The sequence below is a fragment of the Streptomyces sp. NL15-2K genome (genome assembly GCF_030551255.1).
GTDB lineage: Bacteria > Actinomycetota > Actinomycetes > Streptomycetales > Streptomycetaceae > Streptomyces.
The window spans coordinates 2,651,071-2,662,951 of the sequence record NZ_CP130630.1 but is presented as its reverse complement, the minus strand read 5'-3'; the positions used below and the strand labels follow the sequence as shown (position 1 = coordinate 2,662,951).

At 71.9% G+C, this 11,881-nt stretch carries 8 protein-coding genes; 1 reads left to right on the top strand and 7 read right to left on the bottom strand.

What is annotated here, in order from left to right; all coding sequences use genetic code 11:
• Nucleotides 1–59: 59 nt before the first annotated feature.
• Nucleotides 60–788, top strand: a complete 729-nt coding sequence (locus Q4V64_RS11470) for a ZIP family metal transporter (protein WP_124443263.1) — start codon at nucleotides 60–62, stop codon at nucleotides 786–788.
• A gap of 11 nt (nucleotides 789–799) precedes the next feature.
• Here the strand turns inward: Q4V64_RS11470 and cobI are convergent, their stop codons facing one another.
• The 7 genes from cobI to Q4V64_RS11435 are packed head-to-tail and all read right to left on the bottom strand — an operon-like array spanning nucleotide 800 to nucleotide 11,845.
• A complete protein-coding gene (cobI, locus tag Q4V64_RS11465) occupies nucleotides 800–1,549 on the bottom strand; it encodes a precorrin-2 C(20)-methyltransferase (protein WP_124443264.1) in 750 nt (249 codons plus the stop codon).
• Nucleotides 1,546–3,078, bottom strand: a complete 1,533-nt coding sequence (locus Q4V64_RS11460; protein ID WP_124443265.1) for a cobyrinate a,c-diamide synthase — start codon at nucleotides 3,076–3,078, stop codon at nucleotides 1,546–1,548. The genes cobI and Q4V64_RS11460 overlap by 4 nt, the downstream gene beginning before the upstream one ends.
• Nucleotides 3,075–3,674: a cob(I)yrinic acid a,c-diamide adenosyltransferase gene (cobO, locus tag Q4V64_RS11455; protein WP_124443266.1), complete on the bottom strand. Its 600-nt coding sequence runs from the start codon at nucleotides 3,672–3,674 to the stop codon at nucleotides 3,075–3,077. Before cobO ends, Q4V64_RS11460 begins: the two co-directional genes overlap by 4 nt.
• The gene (locus Q4V64_RS11450; RefSeq protein WP_124443267.1) at nucleotides 3,674–5,692 is read right to left on the bottom strand and encodes a putative cobaltochelatase; all 2,019 of its coding nucleotides are present in this window, start codon (nucleotides 5,690–5,692) and stop codon (nucleotides 3,674–3,676) included. Before Q4V64_RS11450 ends, cobO begins: the two co-directional genes overlap by 1 nt.
• The gene (gene cobN, locus Q4V64_RS11445) at nucleotides 5,689–9,345 is read right to left on the bottom strand and encodes a cobaltochelatase subunit CobN (RefSeq protein WP_124443268.1); all 3,657 of its coding nucleotides are present in this window, start codon (nucleotides 9,343–9,345) and stop codon (nucleotides 5,689–5,691) included. Before cobN ends, Q4V64_RS11450 begins: the two co-directional genes overlap by 4 nt.
• Nucleotides 9,342–10,871: a cobyric acid synthase gene (locus Q4V64_RS11440; RefSeq protein ID WP_124443269.1), complete on the bottom strand. Its 1,530-nt coding sequence runs from the start codon at nucleotides 10,869–10,871 to the stop codon at nucleotides 9,342–9,344. Before Q4V64_RS11440 ends, cobN begins: the two co-directional genes overlap by 4 nt.
• The gene (locus Q4V64_RS11435) at nucleotides 10,868–11,845 is read right to left on the bottom strand and encodes a cobalamin biosynthesis protein (RefSeq protein WP_124443270.1); all 978 of its coding nucleotides are present in this window, start codon (nucleotides 11,843–11,845) and stop codon (nucleotides 10,868–10,870) included. The genes Q4V64_RS11440 and Q4V64_RS11435 overlap by 4 nt, the downstream gene beginning before the upstream one ends.
• Nucleotides 11,846–11,881: the final 36 nt, after the last annotated feature.

Here is an 11,881-nt window from a genome sequence, read left to right as displayed (position 1 = left end):
GCCGGACGGCACTGCCGGATGTGCGTGAACGGGACGGCTTGATCGGATACCAAGAGCACATGGCGGTCTTCGTCGCGCTCGGCGCGTTTCTGATGACGCTGGCGGGCGGCTGGACGGCACTGCGCGTGACCGACCGCCGCCATCTGGTGCTGGGCCTGGCAGGCGGCCTGATGCTGGGCGTGGTCGGCCTGGACCTGCTGCCGGAGGCGCTGGAGGCGGCCGACACGGAGGTGCTCGGCGTACCCGTGGCCCTGCTCCTCTTCGTGGCCGGTTTCCTGCTGGCCCATCTGGTGGAACGCCTGCTTGCGGTGAGGCAGGCGGCCCACGGCGCCGAAGAGATCGACGGTCGTACGCCCGAAGTCGGCCTGACGGCGGCCGCCGCGATGGTCGGCCACAGCGCCATGGACGGCGTGGCGATCGGCGCGGCCTTCCAGGTGGGCGGAGGCATGGGCACCGCGGTCGCGCTGGCCGTCGTCGCCCACGACTTCGCGGACGGCTTCAACACGTACACGATCACGAGCCTGTACGGGAACGCCCGGCGCCGGGCGATCGCCATGCTGGTCGCGGATGCCCTGGCCCCCGTGGTGGGCGCGGCGTCCACGCTCCTGTTCACGATCCCGGAGCCGATGCTCGGCGGCTATCTCGGCCTCTTCGCCGGCGCGCTCCTGTACCTCGCGGCGGCCGAGATCCTCCCGGAGGCTCACCACGAGCACCCCGCCCGCTCGACCGTGCTGTGCACGATCGCGGGCGCGGCGTTCATCTGGCTGGTGGTGGGCGTAGCCGAATGATCTGGGGGGTGTCACAGCTTGCCGCCCCGCCGGCCGTCCCGCGGCGCGGGCGCGATGAGCGTCGACAGGTAGGGGAGAGGCGCACCGTCGAGTTCGGCGGCCGACCGCACGGACTCCTCGGGCAACCCGAGCGCAGACCCCCATACGGCGTCGTCGATCCGCCCGGTCTCCCGCAACGCCTCGGCCACCTCCCGCGCCTGCCGCCCGAACTTGTAGGCGACGACGGTACCGGGCCCGTTCAGCGCGTCCTTGAGCACGGCGGACCCCGCGGTCACGGGCACCAGCGTGAGCGGCTCGGTCCCCTCCGTCAGCACGGCCCCCGAACGCGCGGCGAGGTCCTGCATGGCGGTGATCCCGGGCACGGTCTCGACGACGACACCGGGCACCGACTCGGCGATGGTCTGCGCGAGATAGGTGAAGGTGGAGTACACGTTCGGGTCCCCGATGGTCGCGAAGGCCACGGCGCCGTACTGCTTCAGCAGCCCGGCGACCCGCTCACCCGCCGCGTTCCACGCGGCCTCCCGCCGCGCCCGGTCGCTGCGCTCGTTGAGCGCGAACACGACCCGGACGACCTTCTCCTCGGGCACGTAGTGCAACACGGTCGCCTCCGCCCGGCCGCGCTCACCCCCATCTTTTCCATCAAATGAAGCCATGACCGGTACGACGACCACGTCGGCGGCGCGCAGGGCATTGACGCCCTTGACGGTCACCAGCTCGGGATCACCGGGCCCGACCCCGACTCCGATCAGCCTGCTGCTCATGACGTCCGGCACCTCTCCACGAACCGACGGGCGACACCGGGCTCGGACGCCCAATGCGTGTGCAGATAACTCGCGTGCACACCTCGCTGTACGAAACCTTCGACCCGCCGCCGCGGTGCCCGCACACCCCAGGCGGGAGCGGCCCCCGACCCGGGCTCGACGACCGTCCGATGAAACTCGTGCCCCCGCATCCGAGTCCCGGCCACCGCGAGCACACTGTCACTCACGGCCACCGCGTCCCGGTACCCGAGGGTGAGCCGCTCGCTCATACGGGCGGTGGCGTCGAGCACGCCGCACATGGGCCGCCCGTCGAGCTCACGGCAGAGATAGAGCAGCCCGGCACACTCGGCGGCAACAGGAGAGCCGGCCTCCGCGAGAGCGACAACGTCCTTGCGGAGGCCCTCGTTGGCGGACAGCTCGGCGGCGTACACCTCGGGGAACCCGCCGCCGATGACCAACCCCCGGGTACCGTCCGGCAGTTGCTCGTCGCGCAGGGGATCGAAGGGGACGACTTCGGCACCGGCGGCGGTGAGCAGTTCGGTGTGCTCGGCGTAGGAGAAGGTGAAGGCGGGACCGCCGGCGACGGCGACGGTCACTCTTGAACCGGGTCCCGCTGTACTCAGCCCGTCCCGCACTTCCGAGCGCCGGTTCGTTGAACTCAGCCCGTCCGGCGTTTGAGGACGAGGCCCGTTCAGGGCCGACAGCGGGGGTCTGGGGGCGGCAGCCCCCAGGGACGGGACGGGAAGGGGCGGAGGGGGCGCCGCATCCATCAGCGGCTCCGCCGCGGGAGCCAAGACCTCAGCCGCATCCCACACCGCACACGACAACGCACCCGCGCTCCGCGCCAGCGCGACCAGCGCCTCCAGATCGCACCCCGCACTCACCTGCGCGGCCATGGCAGCAACAGCCTCCACTGCCTCAACCCGCCGCTCGGCAACAGGCACCAACCCCAGATGCCGCGACGGCGTATCCACCTGAGCCGCCCGCCGCAACACCCCCAACACCGGCACCCCCACCGACTCCAACGCCTCCCGCAGCAACTCCTCATGCCGGTCCGACGCGACCTTGTTCAGAATCACGCCCCCGACCCGCACCTCCGGATCCCAGGACGCGAACCCGTGCACCAGCGCCGCCACCGACCGAGACTGCGACGAGGCGTCCACGACAAGAACCACCGGCGCCCGCAGCAACTTCGCCACATGAGCCGTGGACGCCAGTTCACCTTCCCCCGCGGCCCCGTCGTACAGCCCCATCACGCCCTCGACCACGGCGATGTCACACCCACGCGCCCCGCGCACAAACAGCGGCCCGACCAACTCCGGCCCACACAGATACGCGTCGAGATTCCGCCCCACCCGCCCGGTGGCGAGCGCGTGGTACCCGGGATCGATGTAGTCCGGCCCCACCTTGTGCGGAGACACGGCAAGCCCCCGCGCGGCGAACGCGGCCATCAACCCCGTGGCAACGGTGGTCTTGCCACTGCCCGACGAGGGCGCGGCAATGACCAGCCGAGGGACGGAGGCGTTCACCACTCGATGCCCCTCTGCCCCTTCTGCCCGACGTCCATCGGATGCTTGACCTTTGACATGTCGGTCACGAGATCCGCGAAGTCGACGAGCTTCTCGGGCGCGTTCCGCCCCGTGATCACGACATGCTGGTTCCCGGGCCGATCCCGCAGCACGGAGACGACCTCATCGGTGTCGACCCACCCCCAGTGCATCGGATAGGCGAACTCGTCCAGCACATACAGCCGGTACGTCTCGGCCGCCAGGTCCCGCTTGACCTGTTCCCAGCCCTCGCGGGCCTTCTCCTCGTTGTCCATCTGGTCGTCGCGCTGCACCCACGACCAGCCCTCGCCCATCTTGTGCCAGTCGACGGACCCGCCCTCACCGCTGGCCCCCAGCACCCGCAGCGCGTTCTCCTCGCCGACCTTCCACTTCGCCGATTTGACGAACTGGAACACCCCGATCGGCCATCCCTGGTTCCAGGCGCGCAGAGCGAGCCCGAAGGCGGCGGTGGACTTGCCCTTCCCGACGCCCGTGTGCACGACGACAAGAGGCCGATTCCGCCTCTGCCGAGTCGTCAGCCCATCGTCCGGAATCACACTCGGCTGTCCCTGCGGCACTACGCGGCCCTCCTCGAATTACCCTGAACTTCCTTGACCAGCCCGGCGATCGAGTCCGCCCGCAGCTCGTCCAACGTCACCGCCGTACCGCCCAGTTCACCCGCGAGCTGCCCGGCGAGCCCGAGCCGTACGGGCCCCGCCTCACAGTCCACGACCACGGAGGCGATCTGCTCGGCCGCGAACAACCGAGCCGCACGCGAAGCGAGGGCGACGGGCTCGGGCCCCCCGGTCGCCCGCCCGTCCGTCACGACGACCATGAGCGCCCGCCGCGCGGGATCCCGCAACCGCTCCACCCGCAGCACGTCGTGGGCCTTCAGCAACCCGGTCGCGAGCGGCGTGCGCCCGCCGGTGGGCAGCGACTCCAACCGGACCGCCGCCGCGTCCACCGACGAGGTGGGAGGCAGGGCGACATCGGCCGAGGCCCCCCGGAACGTCACCAGCCCCACCTTGTCCCGCCGCTGATACGCGTCCAGCAACAGCGACAGCACGGCCCCCTTCACCGCGCTCATCCGCTGCCGGGCAGCCATCGAGCCGGAGGCATCGACGACGAAAAGCACGAGATTCCCCTCGCGCCCCTCCCTGGTCGCCTGCCGCAGATCGTCCCGCCGGACCACCAGCCCCGGTCCCGACCGCCCCCGCGCCCGCTGATGCGGCGCCGCCGCCTGCACGGTCGCCGCCAGATGCAGCTTGGTCAGCGTGCCTAGGGGCCGCCGAGCCCCGGTGGTCCGACCGTGCTCGGTCCGCGCCCGCGAACGCCGCCCGGCGGCGCCCTCACCGAGCCCCGGCACGCTCAGCACCTTCGTCCGGAAGGGCTCACCGGCCCGCGCGGGCTGCTGCTCACCCGCCCCGCCCCCGGAAGACTGCGGCTCCCCGCCCTCTCCGGCCTCGGGCCGCGCGCCGGTGTCGCCCCCTTCAGGCCCCTCAGACCCATCAGGCCCCTCCGAAGGCGGCTGCCCACCACCCCCACCCGGCCCGTCCGGATCCGGATCGTCGTCGTCCTCGCTCTGTCCCCCGAACTCCTCCAGCGTCTCGTCGAGTTTGTCCTCGTCCAGCCCCGGCGCGTCGAAGGGATTACGACGCCTGCGGTGCGGCAGCGCGAGCAGCGCGGCCTGCCGCACGTCCTCGGCGAGCACGTCGGTCCGCCCGGCCCAGGCCGCCAGCGCGGTAGCGGTCCGGGCCATCACGATGTCGGCCCGCATCCCGTCCACCTCGAAGGCCGCGCAGGTGGCCGCGATCTGCCGCAGCGCCCCGTCGCCCAGCCGCACCGACGGCAGCAGCTCCCGCGCCGCCACGATCCGCGCCCGTACGGCGGCCTCCTCGTCCGCCCACCGCGATGCGAAGCCGGCCGGGTCGTCGTCGTAGGCGAGCCGCCGCCGTACGACCTCTACGCGCTGGTCGGGCTCCCGTGAGGCCGCGACCTCGACGGTCAGCCCGAAACGATCGAGCAATTGGGGGCGCAATTCACCTTCCTCGGGATTCATGGTCCCGACGAGAAGGAACTTCGAGGCATGCCGTACGGAGACGCCCTCCCGCTCCACGTACGACGCGCCCATCGCGGCCGCGTCCAGCAGCAGGTCGACCAGATGGTCGTGGAGGAGGTTGACCTCGTCGACGTAGAGGATCCCGCGGTGGGCGTCGGCGAGCAGGCCGGGTTCGAAGGCCTTCACGCCCTCGGACAGGGCACGCTCGATGTCCAGCGCACCCACGAGCCGGTCCTCCGAGGCGCCGACCGGCAGCTCGACCATGCGCGCGGGCCGCCGGACCCCGGCCCCCGACTCGTGCGGCCCGTCCGGGCACGCGGGGTCGGGCGAGCCGGGGGCGCACGAGAAACGGCACCCGGGCACGACAGGCACCTCCGGCATGAGCGCCGACAGCGCGCGTACGGCCGTCGACTTGGCGGTGCCCTTCTCGCCCCGCACCAGCACACCACCGACCGCCGGGGACACGGCGTTCAGCAGCAGCGCGAGCCGCAGGTCGTCCTGGCCGACGACGGCCGTGAACGGAAACGGGATACTCACTTGTCCTCGCCCTCCAAGTCGCCTTCCAGCTCCAGGTAGGTGGCCCGCAGCCGCTCCAACGTGTCCGCGTCCGGCTCGGCCCACAGGCCCCGGTCGGCGGCCTCGAGGAGCCGCTCGGTGATGCCGCGCAGCGCCCACGGGTTGGACTTCTTCATGAAGTCCCGGTTCTCCGGGTCGAAGACGTACTCCGCGCTGAGCTTCTCGTACATCCAGTCGTCCACGACCCCTGCCGTGGCGTCGTATCCGAAGAGATAGTCGACGGTCGCCGCCATCTCGAAGGCGCCCTTGTAGCCGTGCCGTCGCATCGCCGCCATCCAGCGCGGGTTGACCACGCGGGCGCGGAAGACGCGGTGGGTCTCCTCGCCAAGGGTGCGGGTCTTCACCTGGTCGGGGGTCGCCGAGTCACCCACGTAGGCCTCGGGGCTCGCCCCCGTCAGGTGCCGCACCATCGCGACCATGCCGCCGTGGTACTGGAAGTAGTCGTCGGCGTCGACGAGATCGTGCTCACGCGTGTCGACGTTCTTCGCCGCCACCGCGATCCGCTTGAACGCCGTCTCCATGTCCCCGCGCGCCGCCCGCCCGTCGAGCCCGCGCCCGTAGGCGTACCCGCCCCACACCGCGTACACCTCGGCGAGGTCGGCGTCCGACCGCCAGTTCCGCGCGTCGATCAGCGGCAGCAGCCCGGCCCCGTAAGCCCCCGGCTTGGACCCGAACACACGAGCCGTGGCCCGCCGCCGGTCCCCATGCTCGGCGGCATCCTCGTCCACGTGCGCCCGCACGAAGTTCGACTCGGCGGGCTCCTTCAGCTCCGCCACCGCCCGTACCGCGTCGTCGATCAGGCCCACCACGTGGGGGAACGCGTCCCGGAAGAAGCCGGAGATCCGGACCGTGACATCGATGCGCGGCCGCCCGAGCTCCTCCAGCCCGACGACCTCGAAGCCCGTCACCCGCCTCGACGCGTCGTCCCACACCGGGCGGCAGCCCAGCAGCGCCAGGATCTCCGCGATGTCGTCGCCCTGGGTGCGCATGGCCGACGTACCCCACACCGTCAGGCCGACCGACTTCGGGTACTCACCGTTGTCGGCCAGGTACCGCTGCACGAGCGAGTCGGCGAGCGACTGCCCGACCTCCCAGCTCAGCCGGGACGGAATGGCCTTGGGGTCGACGGAGTAGAAGTTCCGGCCGGTCGGCAGCACATTGACCAGCCCACGCGTCGGCGAGCCGGACGGACCGGCCGGGACATAGCCACCCTCGAGCGCCTTGAGGATGTGCCCGATCTCGTCGGTCGTCCTCTCCAGCCGTGGCACGACCTCCCGGCACGCGAACTCCACCACCGCGACGGCATCGGGGAGTTCGGTGCCGAGGACCTCCCGGACGAGAGCCGGTGCGGCCGCGACGTCCCACGCCCGCGCCTCCATGCCCTCCGCGACCCGTCGGCACAGCTGCTCCAGCAGGTCGATCGCGTCGGCGGCCGTACGCGCCGGGCCCTGGACGAGATCCGTCAGCTCCACCGGGACCTTGACCGGTGTCCCCGGCTCGGCGAGCAACTCCTTCTCCACCAGCCCGAAATGAGCCGCCAGACAGGCCCTGAGGCCCGGCAGCGCGTTGGCCTGCCCGCCCCACACCTGCGAGGCGCGCAGCACCGCGAGGACGAGGTTCACGCGTGGTTCGCCGACCGGTCCGCCGCCCAGAATGTGGAGCCCGTCGCGGATCTGCACGTCCTTGATCTCGCACAGATAGCCGTCGATGTGCATGACGAACTCGTCGAACGCCTCGTCGTCCGGCTGCTCGTCGACATGCAGGTCGTGATGCAGCTCGGCCGCCTTCACCAGCGTCCAGATCTGCGCGCGCACGGCCGGCGCCTTCGTCGGGTCCAGGTCGGAGACGAGCGCGTACTCGTCGAGGAGCTGCTCCAGCTTGGCCAGGTCGCCGTAGGTGTCGGCACGCGCCATCGGCGGCACCAGGTGGTCGACGACGGTGGCGTGCCCGCGCCGCTTGGCCTGGGTGCCCTCGCCGGGATCGTTGACGATGAAGGGGTAGATGAGGGGGAGCTCCCCGAGCACGGCGTCCGGCGCGCAGCCCCCGCTGAGCCCGAGCCCCTTGCCCGGCAGCCACTCCATCGTGCCGTGCTTGCCCATGTGGACGACGGCGTCGGCGCCGAAGCTGTTCTCCAGCCACCTGTACGCGGCCATGTAGTGGTGGGACGGCGGCATGTCCGGGTCGTGGTAGATCGCGATCGGGTTCTCGCCGAAGCCGCGCGGCGGCTGGATCATCACGACGACGTTCCCGAACTGGAGGGACGCGAGGACGATGTCGTCCCCGTCGACGTACAGGCCGCCCGGCGGCTCACCCCACGCCTCCAGCATCGCCTCCCGCAGCTCCGGGTCGAGCTTGTCGAACCACGCCCGGTAGTCGGCGAGCGGCACGCGCGCGGGGGCGGAGGCCAGCTGCTCCTCGGTCAGCCACTCGACGTCGTGGCCGCCGGCCTCGATGAGCCGGTGGATCAACTCGTCGCCGTCGGACGGGTATGCGGTGACCTCGTATCCCGCGTCCCGCAGCGCGTCCAGCACTCGCACCGCCGAGGCGGGCGTGTCCAGGCCGACCGCGTTGCCGACCCGCGAGTGCTTCGTCGGGTACGCGGTGAAGACGAGCGCGAGCTTCTTCTCGGCGTTCGGCTTGTGCTTCAACTCCGCGTGGCGTACGGCGATCCCGGCGACCCGCGCGGCCCGCTCCGGGTCGGCGACGTACACCGGGACCTCGTCCGGACCCTGCTCCTTGAAGGAGAACGGCACGGTGATCAGCCGCCCGTCGAACTCCGGGATGGCGACCTGCATCGCCGCGTCCATGGGGGAGAGGGCGGCGTCCGACTCCTCCCAGGCGCTCCGCGAGGAGGTCAGACACAGCCCTTGCAGCACAGGCACGTCGAGGTCGGCGAGCGCCCCGATGTCCCACGCCTCCTCGTCACCGCCGGCCGACGCCTGCGAGGCGTGCGTGCCGCCGGCGGCGAGAACGGTGGCGACGAGGGTGTCTGCCTTGCCGAGGAGCTCGTAGAGCCCGGGGTCGGCACCGCGCAGCGAACCGCAGTACACGGGGAGGGCGTTGGCGCCCCTCGCTTCGATCGCGTCGCACAGCGTGTCCACGAAGGCGGTGTTGCCGCTGAGTTCGTGGGCGCGGTAGAAGAGCACTCCGACGGTCGGGCGCCCCTGTGCGAACGCGGGCGAGCCATGGACGCCGTACTCGGGCATCTTCTGCGGCTCGACGAACCCCTCACCGGTCAGCAGCACGGTGTCCGACAGGAACCGCGCCAGCTCGGTCAGGTTGGCCGGCCCGCCCTCGACGAGATACCGCAGCGCCTCCGCCACGACCCCCGCCGGCACGGACGACTCGGCCATCAACTCGGCGTCGGGTACGGCCTCTCCGCCCAGCAGCACGGTCGGGATCCCGGACGCCTTCAGCGCGGCGAGCCCGTCCTCCCAGGCGCGCTTGCCACCGAGCAGTCGTACGACGGCGATGTCCGCGCCCGCGATGAGGGAGGGCAGCTCGCCCTCGACGTCCACGCGGGTCGGGTTGCCGATCCGGTAGGAGGCACCGGAGGCGGCCCGGGCCGCCAGCAGATCCGTGTCGGCGGTCGACAACAACAACACTGTGCTCATGCGGGCGCTCCCGGTGGAATGAAAGGCAGTCCTTGCGGCGCGCCCGACTCGATGAGCCGCCACAGCGCGTCCGTGTCCGCGTGCTGTTCGATCAGGTCGCCGAGCCGGTCGAGCTGCTCCTCGCGCAGCGCGGCGAACGAGGTGTCGGCGGCCGGTGCGAACCGGCGGCCCGCGGCGGCCGCCACCTCGCGCAGGAAGGCCCGCCGGAAACCGTCCGACTCCAGCGAGCCGTGCCAGTGCGTGCCCCAGGTCTGGCCGACCCGGCAGCCGTCGAGGAAGGCTTCCCCGCCGGTGACATCGGCGACCCCGTGATGGATCTCGTACCCCGCGACCGGCTCGCCGAGGGCCTCGCCGACGGGCCGCGTGAGGGTCTTCTCGCGGGCGAACCGCACGCGCACGGGGAGGATCCCGAGCCCGTCGACCTGCCCCTGCCGGCTCTCGACCTCGTCCTCGATGTGCTCGCCGAGGATCTGGAAGCCGCCGCAGATGCCGAGGACGGGCCTCTGCTCGGCGGACCTGCGGACGACGGCCTCGGCCAGCCCCCGCTCCCGCAGCCACTCCAGTGCCCGTACGGTTCCGCGGGTCCCGGGAATCACCACGAGGTCGGCGTCGGCCAGTTCTTCCGGCCGGTCCACGAACCGCACGACGACACCGGGTTCGGCGGCGAGGGCGTCCACGTCGGTGAAGTTGGACATCAGCGGGACCGCACAGACCGCGACGCGCAGCACGTCCTCGCCGACGGGCGGGGCGACGACCGACTCCCTGACCGTCCCCCGCAGGGCTGTATTTGATTTGAAAGCGGGCCTGAGCCCGTCCTCCTCGTCGATGCCGAGCCCGTGCCGGAAGGGCAGGACGCCGTAGGTCCGCCGCCCGGTGAGCCCGTGCAGCATGTCGAGCCCCGGCTCCAGCAGCGAGACATCGCCCCGGAACTTGTTGACGAGGAACCCGGCGACAAGCTCCTGGTCCTCCCGCGAAAGCAGCGCGACGGTCCCGAAGAAGGAGGCGAAGACACCCCCACGGTCGATGTCACCGACCACCAGCACGGGCAGCCGCGCGTTCCGCGCGATCCCCATGTTCACGATGTCGGTCCGCCGCAGATTGATCTCGGCAGGGCTGCCGGCCCCCTCACAGATCACCGCGTCATACGTGCCCCGCAACTCCGCGAGACAGTCCAGCACGGTCCCGAGGAGCCTCTGCTGCCGCCCGCCGTGATACCCGCGCGCGCTCAACTCGCCCACCGGCTTCCCCAGAAGCACCACCTGGCTGCTCTGCTCGCCTCCCGGCTTGAGCAGCACGGGATTCATCAGCGCGGTCGGCTCGACGCGACAGGCCTGCGCCTGCATGGCCTGCGCCCGCCCGATCTCCGCGCCCTCCCGCGTCACGAACGAGTTGAGGGACATGTTCTGCGCCTTGAAGGGCGCCACCTTGACCCCCTGCCGCACCAGCCACCGACAGATCCCGGCGGTGACGACACTCTTGCCGGCGTCGGAGGTGGTACCGGCGACGAGAAGCCCACCGCCGGTCATGAGACACGCCCCGTTCGGTACTGCTGCGCCGGGTGCTGCGCGACCCGCCCCCGCGGTACCGCACCTGCCGCACTCACTCCGAGAGCCAGCCAACCAACCAGCCGCGACACTCGAACAGCCCGCTCGATGTCCCCGACTTGCACAGAACGCCCCTCCTCATTGAGCACGGGCCGATGCTCAACCCGCCCCGCATAAGACAACGTCCCGCCCAGCCGCACGCCCAGCGCCCCCGCGAACGACGCCTCCACAGGCCCGGCGTTGGGACTCGGGTGCTTCGCCGCGTCCGCCCGCCAGGCGCGTACGGCACCCCGCGGATCCGGACCCGCCACCGCCGCGAGTACGGCGGTCAGCCGCGCTCCGGGCCACCCCGCGACGTCGTCGAGCCGCGCGGAAGCCCACCCGAACCTGCGGTACTTGGTCGACCTGTGGCCGACCATCGCGTCAAGGGTGTTCACGGCCCGAAACCCGAGCAGCCCCGGCACCCCACCGACTGCCCCCCACACCAGCGCCCCCACCACCGCGTCGGACGTGTTCTCGGCGACGGACTCCACCACGGCCCGGGCGATCCCGTCGGCGTCGAGCGCCTGCGGATCCCGCCCGCACAGATGCGGCAGCCGCGCCCGGGCCCCCTCCACGTCCCCCGACTCCAGGGCACGCCCGATGGCCCGGGCCTCCCGGGCGAGCGAAGTCCCGCCGACGACGGCCCAGGTGGCGGCGCCGGTCAGCGCGACGGAGGCGGCAGGGGAGGGACGTACGGCACGAGCGGCCACGGCCCCGAGCGCGGCGGCGCCACCGGCACACACGACGGCGTGCAGCGCACCCCACCCCCGGTGGTCCCGCCACAACACCCGCTCCACGGCACCCGCGGCCCGCCCGAACACGGCGACCGGATGCCCACGGCGAGGATCACCGAGAAGCAGGTCACCGAGGAGGCCGGCGGCGGCGCCGTACGCGAAGACGCGATCGGCCCGCATCGGCTCAGCCGACCGCGGGGTCAGACGACGCGTTGG